The 21000-nt window shown below is 47.6% G+C and carries 19 protein-coding genes; 5 read left to right on the forward strand and 14 right to left on the reverse strand.

Annotated elements, in window-relative coordinates:
• Positions 1 to 66: 66 nt before the first annotated feature.
• The 3 genes from G9G54_RS05510 to G9G54_RS25410 all read right to left on the reverse strand — a co-directional run bounded on the left by G9G54_RS05510 (position 67) and on the right by G9G54_RS25410 (position 3365).
• Positions 67 to 1836: an acid phosphatase gene (locus G9G54_RS05510; RefSeq protein ID WP_165176517.1), complete on the reverse strand. Its 1770-nt coding sequence runs from the start codon at positions 1834 to 1836 to the stop codon at positions 67 to 69.
• Positions 1837 to 2046: 210 nt separating this feature from the next.
• Entirely contained in the window at positions 2047 to 2880 is an 834-nt protein-coding gene (locus G9G54_RS25405) for a copper amine oxidase N-terminal domain-containing protein (protein ID WP_238807736.1), read from the reverse strand.
• An 83-nt stretch (positions 2881 to 2963) separates the two neighbouring features.
• Positions 2964 to 3365, reverse strand: a complete 402-nt coding sequence (locus tag G9G54_RS25410; RefSeq protein ID WP_238807738.1) for a hypothetical protein — start codon at positions 3363 to 3365, stop codon at positions 2964 to 2966.
• Positions 3366 to 3722: 357 nt separating this feature from the next.
• Here G9G54_RS25410 and G9G54_RS05520 point away from each other — a divergent pair, with 357 nt between their 5' ends.
• A complete protein-coding gene (locus tag G9G54_RS05520; protein ID WP_165176518.1) occupies positions 3723 to 4991 on the forward strand; it encodes an MFS transporter in 1269 nt (422 codons plus the stop codon).
• A gap of 50 nt (positions 4992 to 5041) precedes the next feature.
• On the opposite strand, the gene G9G54_RS05525 is transcribed toward G9G54_RS05520, so the two are convergent.
• A complete protein-coding gene (locus G9G54_RS05525) occupies positions 5042 to 5968 on the reverse strand; it encodes an EcsC family protein (protein ID WP_165176520.1) in 927 nt (308 codons plus the stop codon).
• 133 nt (positions 5969 to 6101) lie between these two features.
• Between G9G54_RS05525 and G9G54_RS05530 the strand changes: the two genes are divergently transcribed.
• Positions 6102 to 6614, forward strand: coding sequence for a GNAT family N-acetyltransferase (locus G9G54_RS05530; protein WP_165176522.1), 513 nt, complete (start codon positions 6102 to 6104; stop codon positions 6612 to 6614).
• A gap of 65 nt (positions 6615 to 6679) precedes the next feature.
• Here the strand turns inward: G9G54_RS05530 and G9G54_RS05535 are convergent, their stop codons facing one another.
• A complete protein-coding gene (locus G9G54_RS05535) occupies positions 6680 to 7105 on the reverse strand; it encodes an Lrp/AsnC family transcriptional regulator (RefSeq protein ID WP_025720601.1) in 426 nt (141 codons plus the stop codon).
• Between the two features lie 158 nt (positions 7106 to 7263).
• On the opposite strand from G9G54_RS05535, the gene G9G54_RS05540 reads away from it, so the two are divergent.
• Both G9G54_RS05540 and G9G54_RS05545 read left to right on the forward strand, forming a co-directional pair.
• On the forward strand, positions 7264 to 8016 hold the full coding sequence (locus G9G54_RS05540; RefSeq protein ID WP_165176524.1) for an MBL fold metallo-hydrolase: 753 nt from the start codon (positions 7264 to 7266) through the stop codon (positions 8014 to 8016).
• A 76-nt stretch (positions 8017 to 8092) separates the two neighbouring features.
• A complete protein-coding gene (locus tag G9G54_RS05545; RefSeq protein WP_165176526.1) occupies positions 8093 to 8992 on the forward strand; it encodes an SDR family oxidoreductase in 900 nt (299 codons plus the stop codon).
• Between the two features lie 97 nt (positions 8993 to 9089).
• Here the strand turns inward: G9G54_RS05545 and mmsB are convergent, their stop codons facing one another.
• From mmsB to G9G54_RS05570, 5 genes are all read right to left on the reverse strand, one after another.
• Positions 9090 to 10253, reverse strand: a complete 1164-nt coding sequence (gene mmsB, locus G9G54_RS05550) for a multiple monosaccharide ABC transporter permease (RefSeq protein WP_023987351.1) — start codon at positions 10251 to 10253, stop codon at positions 9090 to 9092.
• Positions 10237 to 11787: a multiple monosaccharide ABC transporter ATP-binding protein gene (gene mmsA / locus G9G54_RS05555; protein WP_165176528.1), complete on the reverse strand. Its 1551-nt coding sequence runs from the start codon at positions 11785 to 11787 to the stop codon at positions 10237 to 10239. Before mmsA ends, mmsB begins: the two co-directional genes overlap by 17 nt.
• 32 nt (positions 11788 to 11819) lie before the next feature.
• On the reverse strand, positions 11820 to 12905 hold the full coding sequence (gene chvE / locus G9G54_RS05560; protein ID WP_061831190.1) for a multiple monosaccharide ABC transporter substrate-binding protein: 1086 nt from the start codon (positions 12903 to 12905) through the stop codon (positions 11820 to 11822).
• Between the two features lie 368 nt (positions 12906 to 13273).
• On the reverse strand, positions 13274 to 13606 hold the full coding sequence (locus tag G9G54_RS05565; RefSeq protein WP_165176530.1) for a nucleoside triphosphate pyrophosphohydrolase: 333 nt from the start codon (positions 13604 to 13606) through the stop codon (positions 13274 to 13276).
• 76 nt (positions 13607 to 13682) lie between these two features.
• Complete coding sequence (locus G9G54_RS05570; protein ID WP_165176532.1) at positions 13683 to 14219, reverse strand: hypothetical protein; 537 nt, start codon at positions 14217 to 14219, stop codon at positions 13683 to 13685.
• Positions 14220 to 14671: 452 nt separating this feature from the next.
• Here G9G54_RS05570 and G9G54_RS05575 point away from each other — a divergent pair, with 452 nt between their 5' ends.
• Positions 14672 to 15019: a helix-turn-helix domain-containing protein gene (locus G9G54_RS05575; protein WP_023987345.1), complete on the forward strand. Its 348-nt coding sequence runs from the start codon at positions 14672 to 14674 to the stop codon at positions 15017 to 15019.
• 42 nt (positions 15020 to 15061) lie between these two features.
• Here the strand turns inward: G9G54_RS05575 and hcp are convergent, their stop codons facing one another.
• From hcp to G9G54_RS05595, 4 genes are all read right to left on the reverse strand, one after another.
• Positions 15062 to 16354, reverse strand: coding sequence for a hydroxylamine reductase (gene hcp / locus G9G54_RS05580; RefSeq protein WP_028543172.1), 1293 nt, complete (start codon positions 16352 to 16354; stop codon positions 15062 to 15064).
• A 145-nt stretch (positions 16355 to 16499) separates the two neighbouring features.
• Positions 16500 to 17801, reverse strand: a complete 1302-nt coding sequence (locus tag G9G54_RS05585; RefSeq protein WP_165176534.1) for a response regulator — start codon at positions 17799 to 17801, stop codon at positions 16500 to 16502.
• A complete protein-coding gene (locus G9G54_RS05590; RefSeq protein WP_165176536.1) occupies positions 17752 to 19806 on the reverse strand; it encodes a cache domain-containing sensor histidine kinase in 2055 nt (684 codons plus the stop codon). Before G9G54_RS05590 ends, G9G54_RS05585 begins: the two co-directional genes overlap by 50 nt.
• Positions 19787 to 20794 (reverse strand): substrate-binding domain-containing protein, encoded by a 1008-nt coding sequence (locus tag G9G54_RS05595; RefSeq protein WP_068938491.1) that lies wholly within the window; start codon positions 20792 to 20794, stop codon positions 19787 to 19789. Before G9G54_RS05595 ends, G9G54_RS05590 begins: the two co-directional genes overlap by 20 nt.
• Between the last annotated feature and the right edge of the window lie 206 nt (positions 20795 to 21000).

The raw sequence follows: 21000 nt of genomic DNA on the forward strand, positions 1-21000 counted from the left end.
CTTCTGGTTTACCCCCATGTCTTTTAAAGGTGCACTTCAATTGTTATATAGCGAGCTAATTATGTTTTACTTAGTGACTTTCAACTGAGCACTGTCAGCTGTATAGATAACCTTCACTTTGTAATTGCTTGGTAAACCTACCGTTTCAATGGAAGAAAATGCGCCATTTCGTTTAGCAAAAGTTAAGACCGTAGCACCATTAGCCGGTACATATTTGTTAGAAAAATTCAGACGTAATTTTCCGTTGAGTATGGCTGTTCCCTTCATTTTGAGCACATCATTTTTACTGCGCAGGTTAAGCTCAAGTGTTCCCTTAGCAGATTGTCTGTAATTTCCGCCAATAATCAGCTTTCCAGAAGCATTTTTAAAAAAAGTTCCCCCGTTATTCGTAATTCCACCACTTCCGAAAGCCGTTTCCGAAGTTCCCTCCAAAGTACCTTGGTCGATCTGTGTACCGCCGGAATACGTATTGTTACCAATTAGCTTCAACGTACCTGTTCCCTTTTTAGTCAGCTTTCCAACACCAGAGATATTATTGCGCCAGCGATCCAATGCATTGAAACCGCCTTTGGAAGCGTCCATATTCACCGTCACATTATTGGCGAAAGCACCGTAGCCATCCGCAGCGGAAAACAAGTTCAATCGTCCCCATCCCTCAGCATCATCAAGTACAGGATAGCCGGAAGGAATCCCTGTAGTAGCCAAAACCCAACGACGTTGTGTGCTATCCAGGTAAGGCAAGCGTGTCTCCAACAGTACCTCAGCTCCCTTAGGCACTGTCATTGGCGTCGTAGTTGGATTAACCTGACTGAATCCGTATGTTAATCGTTGATTATAGTTTTTTTTGTTTGTGGCATAATTGCTGAACCGATCTGGAACTGTAACTTTTTGAGACAGCAGTTGTTTGCGAGCATCCTGATAAGCTGCTTTCTTCAAGCTGCTATTGGCTGGATCAGACAGGATAGCAGCAGCCATCGCCGTTGCCATGACACGTCCTCCCATAACATCAAGCGGGGAATGCATACCAGCAACAACACGGTTATTGCCCAGCTCCGAAGCTCGTGTCAGCAGTTCCTGATAACGCTCCGGCACGGCGTAGGCCATAGCAATAGAACTGAGATACGCAGCATTGGTATGACCGCTAGGAAAGCCGCCATCGCTAGTAGCATCAGCTTTGAGAGTGGGAATAAGGCTCGGAACAACTACTGAGTTATCGCTCCAGCGAAACGGGCGAGGATAGCTAAAATAAGACTTAGCCGGGTTCGTCGTAGAGTATTCCCCGCGCAAGGTATTTACCAGTTTTACGATGTTGCCGAGATTGGAGCTTGTACTCCCAGCATTCGTTCCCTCATCTTCGTATTTCTTAGTCAGAGCATCTGCCGGAATATCGTTGATCGTTGTCGTGGCACCTGCATTCTTTCGATATACATCAGTGAGCGAACCCAGCCCGTCGATCACACTGTAGCTCTGGTTTCTGCGATCATCCAAATAAGCTGCATCAGCCTCACTGGAAGTGCGGCGGGCAGCTATATCAATCACCTTTTGAATATTGGCGTCCAGCACGCTACTGTTTTGCTTGGTACCTGTATCCCAAGTAGCACCGGGAGTCCAAAGCTTATTAAATTCGGAGAGCAATCCGAGAGTCGGATTAGAGCTTTCCGTCTTATTTGCAGAACTATTATTTTTATAATGATCTACGAAGTATCCCCATGACGGTTCTGTTGGAGTTACCGTTGTTGGTAGGGTTGCCGCACTTGCATAACTTCCACCCAGGGAACCTAGAAGTAATGGTAAAGATAGTAATGCAACTGATAATGGTTTCCTTAGCGATTTCATTCTCAAATCAGATCCTCTCTTCTCTTGTGCTCTTCATACTTTCTCTACGGAGCTATTATCTATATAACAAGATGTATGACATAAAGAATCATATCTTAAGTTTGTTAAATCAAGAGCTTAGTTTTGTTAAATGAAAAAAAGGCATCCCAAGAGCCGTATATACGACTCTGGAGACACCTCGTTCAAACCGTTATAGAAAAACCAACTACCCTACAGCCATACTTCTATGACTTTGCCATTCACGAAAGCTACCGCCTTGAAATAAAGACTACGGTTGCCGTATACCCAGGCTTCGACTTGAGTTCCGTTTGAAGCAGCCCCCTTTTCTCTGACTGTTGGGTTTCCCCATGCGAACTGCACCTGCGTCGTATTCATGCCCAAGCTTACCTCATTATTTTTAATCTTGTTCCAGATGGCTTGCGACCATTGGTATTTCTTGTACGGATTGTAAGTCAGAAATTGATCGGAATCAGACAGCATTTGTGGAATGCGTGAAGCTCCGATGATGGAAAACGTGTCATAAGTTTCGCCATTGGCCCCCTGGAAAATAACTTCGTAAGATTTAACACCATTCGGGTCCGTGCTGACTTCGATATCTTTAACTGTTACCTTGCCAAATCGCTCTCCAGCGCTATAGAAGTTATTGACCCAATAGGTTTTTCCAATTAATTTGGACAGACTCCCCAGATCAATGGCTCTGATAATTTTTGCCGTTTCCGGCGTCTCAATGACCAGCTTGGTAGCGCCCACAGATAATTCTCCTTGCTGGCGGTCACGATTCCATTTGAATCCGCCCAACTTCAGATCGGTCAGTAATGTTCCCGGGAATACAACCTGTCCGTTAACCGTTTGAACCTTGCCCTTCAGTGCAACAGGTTTACCATTCACCATTGCGGTGGAACTCCCTTTTTGGAGTACGATATTGTTTTTACCCAGCTTGATCGTAAAGGTCTGGTTCGCCACGGTAACAGATCCACCCAGCGTCTTGAACACAGGCTGCACAGGCAAATACACATTACCGTTCAGTATAGCCGCCCCGGTCAAGGTTTGATCGGACGAAACCTTTAGTGTAAAAGAAGAGGGTATTCCTTCGGTCCTCAGAGCTACGGATGTGCTTCCAATGCCCCTTACTTTGAGTGTACCGGAACCATTCTGCTGTAGCTCGGCAACCTGCGGTTTCTAACTCCTGAGGATTGAGCCGTCACTTTTGGGTCGGAGTTATCATCCCAGATGGCTACCTTCCCGTCCTCAGTCCAGCCATAATAACCTTGGCTCTCGTTTTTGCTGCCTGTAATGCCTTTCAAATTCAATTTCTCAATAACCGGGCCATCTATACTCTTTCTCCATAAAGAACCATCATCCAGTATGTAGTTATTCCGGTCGATCACGTCTATAATTTTAGCGTTTTTCCAAGTGTTGTTTGTCGTTACATTTGCCGCTACTGCTGTTTCTCCATTGTTTAACGCAGTTCCCACCACCGCTCCACATACCAAAGATACTGCCAGCAAAATCTTCGTTGCTTTTCTCATCGTGGTTCCCCTTTTCTATCTATATTTCCATATCAATATTTTGCATAACTTCATTCCCAACGCTCAAAAATACATTATATAGACGAACTAGATCACTTCGATCTCTATATTGCTGATTTGAAAAGCGCTCTTGGGACTTATGCAAAATACTCACATATATATCGGTTTTGAGGATGGTAAATGTTTGAATTTGGATATGTCATTTTAGAAATTCTAACTAAATGAAGCAATGAAGAGTATCCAGCAGGATGGGCAAGCAGCAATGAGTAAAGGTGGCCTTTATCCCACTTTCAGCCATTTGCTGCAAACGGATCGCTTCCTATATCTTAAAATATACATACATATTCGGAGGTTGCCATGACTAGTAAATCTGCTACAAAAAATGAAACGGGCCAATCGCTCCCCCTCCCGGGTCCACAAGCGAAAGGCACCGTTTTTGCGATACTGATTGCGATCAGTTTCGTCCATCTGTTCAATGACTCGATTCAATCGGTCATTCCAGCGATCTTTCCGATCTTAAAGGAATCTATGAGCCTGAACTACACGCAGATCGGCTGGATTTCATTCGCGATCAATTTTACAGCTTCAATCATGCAGCCTGTGATTGGCTTGTTTTCGGACAAACGACCTACGCCCGCTATCCTTCCCATCGGCATGGGCTTTACGCTGACTGGCATGCTGTTGCTCGCCTATGCTGCCGATTATAAAGCGGTGCTGATCGCAGTCATTTTTGTGGGTCTGGGCTCGGCTGCCTTTCACCCTGAAGGCTCGCGCGTATCCCATATGGCGGCCGGGCCGCGTCGGGGATTGGCACAATCCATTTTTCAAGTTGGCGGCAATGCGGGCCAATCGCTGGCGCCGATGCTCACGAGTTGGATTTTTATCCCGTTAGGACAATTCGGTGCGATCTGGTTCACAGGTATTGCGGCAGCGGGAATTGTGGTGCAATCGTTCATCGCCCGCTGGTACGGTAATGTCCTGCGTACAGAAGGCATTGCACGCAAAAAAGCGGTGGCACGCCGCATGAAGCCCGAAGTGCGAAACCGCGTTATGTTTGCCATGGTTGTCCTCATTCTACTGGTATTCGTCCGTTCGTGGTACTCGACCTCGATCGGAAGCTACTATTCGTTTTACCTGATGGAAGTATTCAAAATGCCATTGGCTGATGCACAGCTTTACATTTTCCTGTTCCTCGGGGCTGGAGCGCTGGGCACCTTCTTTGGCGGTCCGCTCGCGGACCGTTTTGGTAAACGCAACATGATTTTTCTGTCCATGGTATTAGCTGCACCACTCGCGCTGGCACTACCTTATGCCAACCAATTCTGGACGGCGATCCTGCTGGCAATTATCGGATTTATTATGCTGTCTAGCTTTTCGGTTACAGTCGTATATGCACAGATGCTCGTGCCCGGCAAAATCGGGACCGTGTCCGGTCTCATTACGGGCCTCGCTTTTGGCCTTGGTGGTGTGGGCGCACTCGTGCTCGGCAACTGGATCGACAAGGTAGGCATCACTCACATCATGTTCCTGTGCGGCTTTTTTCCACTGCTCGGCATCTTAACCTTCCTGCTTCCTACAGATAAAACCCTGAACCGCTGGGCGGAAGAAAATGGAGCCGAAGTGTAACAGGCAAACGTGCAGCGGCCATCTTGGCCGCTGCACCCCTTTATACCCAACTAACGTAACTCCTCACTCTCTACTTCTGCCAAACGCATTAAAATCCGACGCTTCCGATACAGCATTTTCCCTGCTTCAGCTACGTCACTAATAGCGCTTCGGTTCGCAATGGAGCCAAACAAAATACCCGCAATCGGGACCATTTGAAGCAGCTTTTTCCATCCAAACTGGTCACGATAAGTGTTAATGACCTCTCTCCATCCCTGCATCTGGGAAAAAACCTGTGCCTGACGTGAAGGATCATCGAACAAAGCCAGCTCCTCTAATACAGCCTTTTTACCCACAATATCAGATGAAGCAAATTGCATACATTTAATAATAAAAATGCGTTCCTGCTTATCATGGGGATTAAAGCCATAACACAAGGCTATTTCCTGAAGCACTTTGAGTGACAAGCCGAGCAAAAGAGGAATATCCGCCGCAATCGTAAACACACCGCCAATTCCCGTTGTTGCTCCCTGAGCGGTAGCAAAGGTAATGCGAGCCGACGTCATATCGTCAGCAGTCCGATCCATGATTGTTAGCGGGAGCTCAGCCGCCTGCTTCAACTCCCACATAGGTTCGGCACTATGTTCCGAATCAGCGTTTTCCCCGGCACGAGGCAGGTCCTGCGTATCCGACACGGAATCTGCGCCATTTTGCTGAATTACATGTTCATGGGCCGTCTTGTTCAGCCTGTTCAGAACCGTTTCTTCCTTCACCAAATATTTGCCGCCGTTCTGAATGAAACTGCCCATCTCATTAAGCAGTTGCTCTAGCTTGTCTTTAATGATTTTGGGCGTCAGCCGATCAAGTAGCATAAAAGGCCATCTGCCGATTTTTTCCCAGAAAAAAATGTCCTTCTGTTCCTTTTCCCATTTTTCAATATTCTTCAGCTCATGACGCAATACGTCCTGGCTTTCCCGATATTCTGTAAGCTGCTTCATAACCGTAGACGTCTCCTTTTGACTATGCTAGTTTATGTATGGGTAATACGTAAGTAAGGCGAGTTCAGGTTTCTTTTTTTAGCAAACTAGATGATAAAGAAAGTTAAAAATCCATACAGATCGGAGTGTAATGATGAATAATCCCACATTCGCCTCACAGTCTTCTTCAACTGCTAATGTTGAGCTTGTCCCTTACCATTGTGAACATGATGCCATTTTACATACCTTCTACTTGCCTGAGGAGCAGAAGCAGTTTACTGGAATGCCGGATGAAATGCTGACACTGGCCAAGGAAGATCCGCACCGCCATCCTGTCGTGATTACGGCTACTAGAAGACCCGTTGGATTTTTCATTTTATACGATGGGGATGAATTAGCGGACTATACGAATACTGCTGAGGCACTGCTGCTGCGCGCGTTCTCTATTCATTACGCAGATCAGGGACAAGGATTCGCTAAGAAAGGGCTGCTTCTACTACCACAGTTCATCGCCAGACACTTCCCACATATTCGCGAGATTGTACTGGGCGTCAATGCCCGTAATCTGCCTGCCCAAAGTCTGTATCGCAAATGCGGCTTTATCGATGAAGGCAACACTAAAATGGGACAACACGGATTGCAGCATATTTTAAAAATGAGCCTATAACGTTGACCTCATAGCCCTCGCCCAAATAAAAAAGCTTTCGGCACAAACGCCGAAAGCTTTTATCGTTAAATCTCACCAATGGAAAAACTCAATTTGTAATTACCAAACTTCGTAAGCTCATCCAGCATGGTATTTAACTCTGCCTGTGATGACATGCGCAAGCGCATCCAATAACAGCCTTCCCCACTCACTCGATGGATTTCGACAATATAGGGATGCTCCCGTGCAAAAGCCTGGAAAGCACTGTGAGTTGTTCCTGAATTCAAAAAAACCGTAATAAAGGCATGAATCGTCTGCCCAATTTTCTCAGGGTTCCAGCGCAGCGTATAGCCCTCGATAATGCCCGCATCCTGCATTTTTCGAACACGCGCTCCTACTGCTTGGCCTGTCAAATGAACAAGCTGACCGATCTCCTTGTGCGATAAAGAGCTGTCTTCAATTAAATGATGAAGAATGCGCAGATCGGTGTCATCAGGTACGAATAGTTCCATAGTTATTTTTCCTTTCATGATGAAACGATAATACTGGTTTTCCTTTCAGCAGGCCGTAGCCTGTAGCTCCTTGCGTCAGATATGATTGTAACAGAAACAAAGAACCACCGAAAATACACTCTGTCCAAAAACATTCACTACCAAAGGAGCTTCCATAGATGAAAATCACACTAATCCGCAACGCAACCTTATGGATCGAATACGCTGGAGTAAAATTTCTGGTTGATCCGATGTTGAGTGATGCTGGCGCAAATCCGCCGGTTCCCAATACGGAAAATGCCCGCCGTAATCCGCTGGTTCCCTTGCCGCCGCAATGGCAGACACTCGGACAGCCTGACGTTGTGATCGTCACACATTTGCATCCTGATCATTGGGACCCGGCAGCAGTACGATGGTTGGACAAACAACTTCCCGTCTTCTGCCAGCCCGGAAATGAAGAACAAATTACTGCTGACGGTTTTACACAGGTTACTCCGATTTCGGTGGCTGGCTCCGTGGGAGAAATTGAGATCATCCGTACTACCGGGCATCACGGCACCGGAGAAATCGGGGAACAGATGGGACCCGTATCCGGCTTTGTGTTTCAGGCTCCCGGTGAACCTGTCGTCTATTTGGCCGGGGATACGATCTGGTGCAGTGAAGTCGCGGAAGCACTGGATAAATACCGTCCTGAGTGGACAATTGTGAACGCTGGAGGAGCACGGTTCACGGTAGGTGATCCCATTATTATGACTGCCCAAGATGTAACGGCTGTTGCGCAGCATGCCTCTTACACACAAATCGTGGCTGTCCATATGGAAGCAATCAACCATTGTTTACTAACTCGCTCAGAGCTTACGAAACACATCAACCGTGAAGGTTTGAAGGAACGCGTCCATATTCCGGCAGATGGAGCGACGGTTTCGGGATAAGTCAATAATCCAGAGTCACCGCTTGCGCCCATTTTGAATATATTGGATTTCAAAACGCCTAAAGAAGGGATTATCAATGAATTGTCAATATCCTTATTATGGTACAGAAACCCAATGTAAAGAAGTTCCGATTACCTTTCCTCCCCAGCATCAATATAGACAGCCGGGGTTGGAATACCTGATGGTTCCACGCCCTATTTATGATAATCCAAAGTATATCGGCACCGGAAAGCTTCTGGATCGGGTGGCTATTATTAGCGGCGGAGACAGCGGTATTGGTCGTGCGGTTGCTGTGGCTTTTGCCAAAGAAGGGGCCGATGTGGTCATTGCCTATCTCGATGAGCATCGAGATGCTATGGAAACCCGTGATGTCATTCATAAGCTCGGCAGACGTTGTTTGTTAATTCCGGGCGATCTAAGGCTAAAAAGCAACTGCTGTCTGGTTGTTCAAAAAACGATGGAAACCTTCGGTCGGATTGACATTCTGATTAACAACCTGGGTGTTCAGTTTGTGCGCGAATCGTATCTGGATATCAGCGAACAGCAGCTTCGTGATACGTTTGATACGAATATTATTTCCTTCTTCCATATGACTACAGAAGCACTGCCGTATATGCGGGCTGGGGCCAGCATCGTCAATACGGCATCGGTTACAGCCTATGTTGGTCAAAAAAATCTGATCGACTATTCAGCTACCAAAGGAGCCATTGTCAGCTTCACCCGCGCTCTGGCTAATAATCTGGTCGATCAGTGCATCCGCGTGAACGCCATTGCTCCCGGTCCGATCTGGACTCCGCTGAATGCCGCGACACAGTCGCCCGAAGCGATCCGCACCTTTGGCACCAATACGCCGATGAAGCGTGCCGGGCAGCCTTATGAATTGGCCCCCGCCTATGTGCTGCTGGCTTCGGATGATGGTTCCTACATTACAGGGCAAACGCTGCATGTCAATGGCGGACAAATGGTAACGGATTAGTTGCGTTGGCTGACAAGACCTAATAAATAAGACACCTCCGGCACCCACATTTTAAGTGGGACTGGAGGTGTCTTGTTTTACGATATCAAATCTGAGCTTAAGCTGATCTTTTGTTTTTGTTGTAAATATCGAAGGCAACTGCCAGCAGAAGTACTAAGCCCTTGATGCCTTGCTGCCAGTCAATACCCAGACCAATCAGAGACATGCCGTTATTCAGTACGCCCATGACCAAACCACCGATAATGGCTCCAAAAACGGTTCCGATCCCGCCAGATGCCGAAGCACCGCCGATAAAGCAAGCTGCGATGGCATCCAGCTCAAAGTTCGTACCTGCTCTCGGCGTAGCCGCGTTCAGACGTGCAGCAAAGATCAGACCGGAAATGGCGGCCAGCACGCCCATATTGACGAATACCCAGAACGTTACTTTTTTCGTTTTGACACCGGACAGACCCGCTGCCTTTTCATTTCCACCCAACGCATACACATGACGGCCCATAATCGTGCGGTTCATGACGAAGGAGTATACAACGATCAGTATGAACAGTAGCACGAGAATGTTAGGTATCCCCGCGTAGCTCGCGAGCATAAAGGTGAACAGATTGATAACCGCAGCTACCACAATCAACTTGAGTACAAATAACGTTTGTGACGGAACCTCAAATCCATATTTAAGCTGAGAACGGCGTTCGCGAAGTTCGTTCACGATAAACCATACCGTGAGTGCAATACCGACAATGATGGATACTAGGTTATAACCGGTAGATGAAAAATCCGGTAGGAAGCCTGAACTGATTTTCTGGAAGCCCCCCGGAAATGGAGAGATCGATTGACCTTCCAGCACGATCATGGTCAATCCACGGAAGAGCAGCATCCCCGCCAATGTAACGATAAATGCCGGAATCCGTACATAAGCGACCCAGAACCCTTGCCATGCGCCGATTAACGCCCCGACCAGCAAAGACGCAATCACAGCGATCCATGCTGGAAGCTGCCAGTCGACCATCATTATGGCGGCAACCGCACCGACAAAAGCGGCTATGGAGCCGACGGACAAATCTATATGCCCAGTGATGATAACCAGCACCATCCCGATGGCCAGCACGAGAATGTAGCTGTTTTGTAGAATCAGATTTGTAATATTAATCGGCTTCAACAGCAGGCCGCCTGTCAGCACCTCGAACAAAATCATAATGACGACCAGCGCAATCATCATGCCATATTGGCGGATGTTATTTTTAAATAGTTTAGTTATGGTTTCCATGCTTCACGCCTCCTGACTTGGTCATATATCTCATCAACGTTTCCTGCGACGCGTCCTCATGGCCAACTTCTCCAGTGATCCGCCCAGCATTCATGACATAAATCCGGTCACACAAGCCTAGTACCTCGGGCAGCTCGGACGAAATGACCAGCACTCCCTTGCCTTCAGCGGCAAGTCGATGAATAATCGTGTAAATTTCATATTTGGCGCCCACATCAATGCCACGTGTCGGTTCATCCAGAATCAGAATATCCGGTCCGGCAAAAATCCATTTGCTCAGCACCACCTTCTGCTGATTGCCGCCACTCAGATTACCCGTTTTCTGTAAAATGCTCGGCGCTTTGATGTTCATGCTTTTTTTCATTTCCTCTGCAACGACGACTTCCTCCTGCTCATTGACGACAGCGCCCTTCGTCAGCTTGTTCAGGCCGGTCAACGAAATATTACGCTTGATATCATCCATTAGAATGAGGCCATACTCCTTGCGATCCTCCGTTACATAGGCAAAGCCGTTGTTGATCGCGTCCGTAACCGTGTTGTTCTGGATCGGCTTGCCGTCTTTAATCAGCTGACCGGAAATGTTGCGTCCGTACGACTTGCCAAAAATGCTCATCGCCAGCTCGGTCCGTCCCGCCCCCATCAGCCCGGCAATACCGACAATTTCACCGCGACGAATATTCAAATTCACCTGATCCAGCACCTTGCGGTCTGCATGATGCTCGTGATACACCGTCCAATCCTTCACTTCCAAAACGACTTTGCCAATCTCGGCATGACGCTCTGGATAACGGCTGGTCAGATCACGTCCAACCATCCCGCTAATGATCCGATCCTCCGTGACCTCATCCTTTTTCATATCCAGTGTCTCAATCGTCTTCCCATCCCGCAAAATCGTAATTGAATCCGACACCTTTGCGACTTCATTCAGCTTGTGGGAGATGAGAATGCAGGAAATGCCCTGTCTTTTAAATTCCAGCATCAAATTAAGCAGATTTTCACTATCATCCTCATTCAACGCCGCTGTCGGTTCATCGAGAATAAGCAGCTTCACCTTTTTAGAGAGCGCTTTCGCAATTTCGACTAGTTGTTGCTTCCCAACCCCGATGTTCGTAACTAATGTATTGGGATTTTCACTCAAACCGACCTTGGACAGCAGATCGCGTGTACCCACAAAAGTCTCTTTCCAATCAATCACGCCGCCACTGGCGCGTTCGTTGCCCAGATAAATATTTTCCGCAATCGAGAGATACGGGATCAGCGCCAGCTCCTGATGGATAATGACAATGCCCAATTCCTCGCTCTGCTTGATATCCTTGAACTCACACGTTTTGCCCTGGAAAACAATATCCCCTTCATAGGTTCCATGCGGATATACACCGCTTAGTACCTTCATCAGCGTCGATTTACCCGCACCGTTCTCACCGCACAGGGAATGGATTTCGCCTTCCTTGACCTTGAGATTTACATTTTCCAATGCCTTCACGCCGGGAAAGGTTTTGGTAATTCCCTTCATTTCCAAAATGATTCCAGTCATGGGATACGCTCCTTTCGGTTGGATTCCTGCTGTTATTTCAGTCCGATTTGCTCTTTGGTGTAATAGTGACTGCCGACAATATCCTTTTCCACATTCGTCCGATCCACCGAGATTGGATCAAGTAAGTAAGCAGGGATGATCTTTTTACCGTTGTTATAGGATTCGGTGTCATTCACTTCCGCTTGCTTGCCCTGTAAAATGCTGTTGGCCATCACGACCGTTTGCTCAGCCAGCTTGCGAGTATCCTTAAATACAGTTTGCGTCTGCTCCCCAGCCACAATCGACTTAATGGAAGCCAGCTCCGCATCCTGCCCTGTAATGATCGGCAGCGGCTTGTTCGCTGATCCATATCCGACCCCTTTTAGGGATGAAATGATACCGATGCTAATGCCGTCATACGGGGATAGTACCGCGTCCAGATTGGCCCCTGAATAGTAGGCACTCAGCAGATTATCCATTCGGGACTGGGCCAAAGCTCCATCCCACCGCAGTGTAGCGATCTGCGCCATCGTCATCTGCTTGCTGCGCACGACCAGTTTACCGGAGTCAATATAAGGTTTCAGTACAGACATCGCACCATTAAAGAAGAAATAAGCGTTATTGTCATCCGGCGATCCGCCGAACAGCTCGATATTGAAAGGGCCTTTGCCTTCCTTGAGTCCCAGCTTTTTCTCAATATATGCCGCCTGTAGCACGCCCACCTTGAAGTTATCGAAAGTCGCATAATACGTTAAATACGGTGTGTTGCGAATCAGACGGTCATAAGAAATGACCTGAATGCCTCGGTCGTGTGCCTTCTGAATCACATCCGTAAGCGTGTTTCCGTCGACCGAAGCGATCACCATAACATTGACGCCCTTGGTGATCATATTTTCGATTTGGGAGATTTGGTTTTCCACCACGTCCTCGGCGTACTGTAAATCCGTTTTATAGCCTTGCTCCTGAAACAACCGGACCATATTTTCTCCGTCCCCTACCCAACGCTCGGACGATTTGGTCGGCATGGAAATGCCCACATAGCCTTTTTCCTTACTGCCCGTTCCACTCTCCGCCAAATTACAGGCCGAAAGCATCAGGGCCAAAACCAGAAGCCATACGACAACAGCTCCTTTTTTCATATGAAGTTCCCCTTTCCTCATGTGATGCGGGTCAATTTGAAGGTAAGTGCTGATTAAAGTTGAAACGAGATAGCGCTTACATAAGTGAGGCAACGAGTACCTCTCCTTTTTTTATGTGCAAACACATGGTATCATTCCAGCCCGGGAAAGGTCTTTGCTGGTTTTGAACTTTTTTTATAAAATTTTAACCTTTGTGGTGGGGAGGCTAGTCTAAAACTCTACATCTTTACTGACAGCGCATTAATTATAAGGTACGTCGGTGTTATCAACATTAGCAATACGGGACGCTTAAGAGAGACAAAAAAAGGGTAGCTCCAGTTTATCAAGCTACCTTTTTGAATGTGCATATCATTGAAATATTTTCACAGTTAACTCTTACCTTCATCTACATCAATTAAAAATACCCGCTCCTGGAATCCGCCCCGTGCCTCGGCTTTGTCCGCCCGCAGCTTGTCCAACTCTGCTGCATTCGCTCCATGTTCTTCTGCTAGTGCCCGGATGACTTCCAGCATATCCGCCAGTTCTTCCAGCGCATCCTGATCTTTGTCCGCCGCGAAATATTCCTCAGTCTCTTCACGAAGCTTCGTTCTCAGCTCCTGCTTATATTCCTCTGGGTCCAAAATGTGTGTCCGACATTCCTTGCCCTGAGACATAATGAGGTGCGGAATCCGATCCCGCACCAGTTTGTTGTATGTAGGCATATGAAATAACACCCTTTCTGATGTGGAAGCATTAGCCTGTATCCAACATCTCCCTTTTCGTCATTATATCATTAGCTCAAAAAGAACCGGGGATTATTGATAAAAGATCTAACGACTCATTAAATGGATTTTCTTTATAAATAGATGGATACCGCTTAGACGGATCAGCTACGATCCGCTGTGACAGAGACTCTAGAATAGAGTCCGTTTTATAAAGCAACTTGTCTACTTCCCCCAGCTTCATCGGCTCTTTAGATACATCATCTTCTCCCGAAACCAGATAATGTACCGTACCGATAAACAGCACCATATCTAAATTGGGCTCAGCATCTGTGTGAATTAAAGGGAATAGGTCAGTCATGGATCGAATGTACAATGGAATGATTTGGTTTCGATGAACATACATGGCCTTAGCCATAGAAAACATCGCTCGATCACAAAGAATGAGGCAGTTTTGAAACTGATTATGGTCGCGCATCATCTGTGCAAGCTTGATCTGGTATTCGGCAAGCTTTTGAAAATCCATCATGCAATTGAATATGTAGGTGTCGCTGTACTTAGGCAATTTGAAATCGGAATCACTATGTAGGGGACTTAAGGAGTAATGTTTCAAGGGGAATCAACTCCTGAATTAAAATTTCATAAACGAGGATTTTGCAAAAATCCCATAAGCGACTTCCAATGAACAAGATATAGATCGAAATGGTTTAGTTCGTCTATATCTTGCACTTCGGAGCGACTGGAATCGAATTTTGCAAAATCCTGAAACAATGTGAGCAACGTAGCACAATTATGTAACCATCAAGATGTATAATTTTCTAGCTACCGGACAAGCTTCATAATAAATATTACTATATAGTAGTTTTTAATTCAATTTACTTACTAACACTTATTAATTAGATGTAACTCTTTCTCTACACTTCTAACTAGAGGATTTTGCAAAATCCAATAAGCGACTTCCAATTAATAATATATAGATTGAGATGATCTAGTCCGTCTATATATTGCACTTTGGAGCGATTGGAATCGAATTTTGTGAAATTCTTACTATAGAGAGGTGTAATCATGTCAGAACTTTTAGAATTAGTCGGTACACGTATTCGAGATATTCGAAAGTCTAAAGGGCTTTCCCAAGAAGCTTTAGCCGAAAAAGCAGGATTCAATTCGAGTTATATTGGTTTCATTGAGCGTGCGGAGAGAAATATATCTTTGAAAAATCTGGAGAAAATAGCGAAGGCATTGAACGTGGGCGTCTATCAGTTGCTTACATATGTAAAGGACAATGATGAGCTTACCGAAGAAGATTCGAGTATAAAAACCATTTTGACTCTCCTAAGAACTCGTGAATCCAAAGATACTGAGCTGGCATTAAAGATTCTTACGGACATCTTTATTAGAATCGATGAACGATGAAACAAAAAAAGGAACTGCGCTTTGCAGTTCCCCACCAACCTCTTACGACAACGCCAACATCGCTTTCATATCTTCCTCTGCGGTAGTAATTAGCTTCAAGCCAAACATCTCCACCAGTACATCCAGTACGCCAGAAGAAATAAACTCAGGCGGTTTCGGTCCAATGCGAATATCCTGGATGCCAAGGCTGAACAAGCCTAGCAGGATGGCGACCGCTTTTTGCTCAAACCAGGACAGTACAATGCTGACAGGTAGCTCGTTCACCGTACAACCGAAAGCATCCGCTAATGCCAGAGCGATTTTCACAGTAGAACCCGAATTGTTGCATTGCCCCAAATCAATATAACGCGGAATGCCGGTATCTCCAACGGTGCCATAATCCACGTCATTAAAGCGGAATTTACCACAGGACGTGGTCAGAATGACCGTATCATTCGGCAAGGATGTAGCTAGCTCGCGGTAATAGTTGCCGCCTTTGCCCGGTGCGTCGCAGCCTGCAATGACAAAGAAACGACGGATATGTCCGTCTTTAACGGCCTGAATAATCTCAGGAGCCAGCCCGATAACCGTCTCATGATGATATCCCGTTGTAAGCACCTGCTCCGAATCTACATCTGCGGCTGGCAGGGCTAACGCACGCTCGATCAATGGTGAAAAGTCGTCGTCCATGATCTTGGCTACTCCCTCCAGCCCGGCTACTTCATAAGAGAAGAAGCGGTCTGCATACGTGCCTTTAATCGGCATAACACAGTTCGTCGTAGCCAGAATGGCGCCCGGGAACTCTTCGAACAGTCTGCGTTGATCGTACCAGGCCTTACCGATATTCCCCTTGAGATGTGCATATTTCTTCAATGCTGGATAACCGTGAGCAGGCAGCATTTCTGAGTGGGTATAGATGTTGATGCCCTTACCCTCCGTCTGGCGCAGTAATTCCTCCAGCGCATACAGATTATGCCCGGTCACGACGATGCACTGGCCTTCGATTTTATTCTGGCTGACTGTAATCGGCTGCGGAATGCCAAAACGATCCGTATGCGCACGATCCAGCACATCCATGATCCGTACAGCCGCATTTCCGACCTTCATCGCCATCTCCAAATGTTCTTGTACATTAAAGTTAGAATTGGTTAAGGTCATATATAACGCTTCATGCGTGATGCGATCTACCTCAGGATCGGTATAGCCCAACTGGCGAGCATGTGTCGCATAGGCAGCAATCCCTTTTAATGCAAAAATCATCGTATCCTGCAAGCTCGCTATCGTCTCATCCTTCCCGCACACCCCAACTACTTTACACCCGCCACTCGGCGTCTGTTCACACTGATAACAAAACATATCGTTTTCCTCCAAATATTTATAGATATTTGTTCGTTATCCCCAGCGTAACAAACCCCTGAATGCGTAGGTGTGATTACACACACATTTTTTTAGCATTTATCATAATAGAACAGTGTAGGACAATTCCACATGCCAATCATTCCTACTCCAGCGAATTTTCCTGAATTCCCCCGCCTTTACGGTACTGCACAGGAGACACACCCATAGTCTTTTTAAAAGCGGTGCTAAAATAGTGCTGACTGTCGTAACCCGTACGTTCTGCTATATCATAGATAGACAACGTCGTGGAATCCAGCAGCTGCACTGCTTTACGGATACGGGCACGCGTGACGAGGGTCACGAAACTGTCGTTAAGCTCTTTTTTGAGCACACGGCTGAGATATACGGCGGATACCTGTAGCCGCGAAGCAAGGGCTTCCAGTGTCAACTCCCGATCGGCGTAACCTTCCTGAATGAGCTGCCGGGCCCGACGTACGATGGGAGACAGCTGCGATTCGCCATACACTCGATCCCGACTCACCCGGTACGCGTCCATTGCGCCTTCCAGCCCACCCGCGTTGGACTCCACATGCGTATGAACCGCTATATTTAGGTAGCGTCCAATCGCCTGCTCCATGGAAGCGCCGATCGTCTCGGGTGCCTCCTGCCACAGGCATATGCCGATCAGTCCGTTCGCATCGCGGAACAACACATGCGGGCAGTCCTCCAGCAGTTCGCCAATAATATTTTCAGCGGCAAAAAGAAACAACTGGCGGTCATTCTCACGCATAATCGTCTGCCGGGCCTCTGCCGCAGGCCACCGTACCACACCGATCTGAGCAGGCGGTCGCGATGGAAGCCGTAAAAACGCCAACTGTTCCATGATGTCTTTTCCCGTGTGTTGCCCTTCCATCCATTCCAGGCAAAAACGCTGGCGCAGCAGCGGAATATTTCGTTCAATCTGTCCGGCGGCTTGTTCTACATAGGCGGCACGTTTGTGCTCTTCGTCCATTCGCTGACGAAGCCGCAACAGTGCAGCATGAAGCTGATCCGCATTTACCGGCTTCAAAATATAATCCTCTACGCCAAGTCGGACAGCCTCCTGCGCATAAGCAAATTCATCATGCCCGGAAATGATCAGACAGCGGCATTCCGGATGCTCTTCCCGCAGCCGCCGAATTAGTTCAATGCCGTCCATGAACGGCATATTCATATCGACCAGCACGATGTCGATGCTAAGCTGACCGACCAGCTCCAGCGCTTCTTCTCCGTCCTCCGCCTCTGCTGCAACCTCCATGCCGAGAGCCGCCCAATCTATGCAATCTCGTATCCCCTCACGAATGATCGGCTCATCATCTGCGATCAATACTTGGTAACGTTTTGCCGTCCCTATGGTCACTTCTGGTATGGCCTGGTCAATCAGACTCGCCGTTGTCGAGTTGTGTGTGGCCTTTGATTTCGTCATCCTGACCCTCTCCTTTTTCATAAGGCTTCTTCAGTTGCGCCATATCCAGCAGCAACGGATGAGTGATCGTCACGCAGGTACCTGTCCCTTCTTTGCTCTCCAGTACAATTCCATATTCCTCGCCAAAAGATAACCGGATACGCGCTTGTACATTCAGCATGCCATAGCTTCTGCCATGGGTACTAACTCCCTTTTGCTTCTGCTTTCCTTCCATCGCCTCCAGGGGGTTTTCCAGCCATTCACGCAGCTCACGCAGCCTTTCTGCCGTCATCCCTGCGCCATCGTCACGTACCGTCAGCAGCAGCTTGTCGCCCTCAGCTTTAGCTTCTATCCAAATCGTGCCTGGGCCTCGTCTGGCCTTGATGCCGTGATAAATCGCATTTTCCACTACAGGCTGAAGCATTAACTTCAACACGAACAGATCCTTTAGCTCGTCGGGAACATTCAATTCCCAGCGAAGTCGGTCACGATAGCGGGTTTGCTGGATTTGCATATAGCTCGATATATGCTCCATCTCGGAGCGCAGCGGAATAAAGTCATCCCCCTTGCTCAGCCCGAGACGGAACAATTTCGATAGCGCTCCTACCATGTCAGATACGTCGTCCGCCCCATTTTTCCGGGCCATCCAATGAATCGTATCTAGCGTATTGTATAGAAAATGGGGCTTAATATGCTCCTGAAGGCTGCGCAACTCGGCATCCCGTTTTTGCCGTTCCCTCAGTTCGCTAAGTGACATGAGACGGCGAATTTGCTCCAGCATTCGGTTAAAGCTCCGCCCCAGCATTCCAACTTCATCCCCACGGTCACTCCATTGGCGAACTGTAAGATCCCCTGTCTCTGCCGTCCGCATATAGGACATCAGCCGGAAAATTGGCTGCGCAATGGAACTCGACAATCGCAAGGATGCCGTTAAGCCAAATAGACATACAATGAAAACAAAACAGATGACATAGAACTGAATTTGCCGCACTTCCAGTGTAGATTCGCGTGCCGGGAATACCCCCACTGTTCTCCAGCCCGTGAATTCGGAAGCCCTGAACATGAACAGCAATTCTCTGCCCCCAGCTTCACGGGTAAACATCCCACTGTCACCTGCCCCGAACCATTGCGGCGGAATGCGCTCAATCAAAGGCATATCCGGCCTGTACACGCTGCGCCCCTCAGCATCTGTCACCATTAAATACCCGCTTTTGCCCAGGGTTACGTCTCTGGCAGCCTGCGATACAGCCCGCAGCTTGAGGTCAATCATAATCGCGCCTAGCACGCGTCCGGTTTCCGGATCTGTAACCGAACGAACGACGGAGACAATTTCACTGTCCTTGTACCGGACATGAGTGGTCACATTACGGTGGCTCGGCTGTCCTAGCACAGTGAATATGCCTGCATGCTGCGCCGCCTGTTGGTACCAGCCTTCTTCCGTCAGGCTACGCGTGCTTCGAGCGTACATTTCGTTGCTGATATAGTCGCCTTTTTCGTTCACGATCAGAATCCCTGCAATTTCAGGATATAACGTGGTATAGCCCTGCAAAAATTGCTTCATTTTATACAGAGTATCCTGCTCCTGTACAGAACTTAATGCCTGCTTGGAAGTGAGAGCCTGATTTTGCACCGAGTTCTGTGCCCGCTCCCCCTGGTTTTCCGGCGTTACGATACTCGCATGACCCGCGTGGCCGTCAGCCAGCGTCTTCCCTTTCCAGAACTCCCCGATATCGGGGTTAAAAGCAATCAGATACGTCATGTTTTGCAAATTTTCCATTTTGGTATCCAGCGCTTCGTTCACCTTGCCAATCAACTGCATCGTATGATCTTCCACCTGCCGCTCAATAATCCGTTCCACCGTCCAATTGACCAGTAGACCTAATCCCAGCGAAGGCACAATGCCAAACAACAGGAACAGCAGCATGAGCTGATAACGTAAAGGCATATTGCGCAAGCGTAACCGCGGTATCGTTTGGCGCACCCCTAATTGGATACGCTCCCAAAATTTATTTCGCATAATAATCATCTACATTCGCCCGGGTGACTACGGAAATCCCAGTATCTACCCGCACAGGCAGCGGAGTGTTGTCTCCAGTGGAAGAAGGGGCAGGAATCGTTAAATGATGATGCAGATGGAACAAATATTGAAGCGACCAATAACCCATATTCCATGTTCCCTGGGCAATCGTTGCCGAAATCGTCCCACCACGAATCATATCCAATGTCGCTTTATTCGTATCAAAAGAAATGATTTTCAGCGGATGGCTGTTTTTTTGGCTCAGTACCGCTTCACCCACACCTGCCCCTCCCGTTGCATCGGTCACAAAAATGCCCGCCAGTTTCGGATAAGCTTTCATCAGTCTCTGCGACTCATCCCGGGAGACCATCGCGTCTGCGCGGCCATCTGCGACTTCCACCACCTTCATCGCAGGATACTGCCGTTGAATGGTATCGCGAAAGCCACGCGAGCGTTCTTCATGATTTTGCTGTCCAGGCAGTGTCAGAACAGCGACCTGACCTTCTCGTCCCAACAGCTCTGCCATTTTATCCGCAGCGGTCACGCCCGCCTTATAATTATCCGTGCCCAAAAAAGAATACGCCCGACTCCCCGGCGCTTCGGCATCAAACAATACCACAGGAATGCCCGCATCCAGCGCCTTATTAATCACCGGAATCAGGGAGTGAGGATCAATCGCGGAAATCGCAATCCCTGCGGGTTTACGAGCAATCGCTTGCTCAATAACAGTTGTCTGCTCCTGCGCATCATAACGGGTAGCTCCCCGATACTCCACAGTCACCCCCAGCGCATCCCCGGCATCCTCGAAGCCCTTAAGTCCGCTTTTCCAATACTCCAAACCAGACTGGAACGTAATCATCATATAGGTTTCTCCGATGCTACCTCGTAGCCCCTTATCCTCCCAAGTGCCATTCAACGGGCCAGTTTGTTCATACCTGAACACATAGAGAGCAAAGGCCGCAATCAACAGCATATATACCAGCAGCGTTTTTTTCATCCTTCCTCTCCTCTTCCTGTGTGTATCCTTAAGTTATAAATTCACTTTAATTTATTCTGGTTTTACTTAGATTGTAAACGCAATCATATTAAATTGGAACTACTTCACTCTTCTTACTTTCAGGTGGCGTTAATCCTGCACTAATGTTTCTACGTTACAATACCTACAATTGTGCTAGGGAAAACATGTGCATATCTTGAGGAAAA

Origin of the sequence: Paenibacillus sp. EKM212P, from assembly GCF_011066115.1 — a bacterium.
Taxonomy (GTDB): domain Bacteria; phylum Bacillota; class Bacilli; order Paenibacillales; family Paenibacillaceae; genus Paenibacillus; species Paenibacillus polymyxa_B.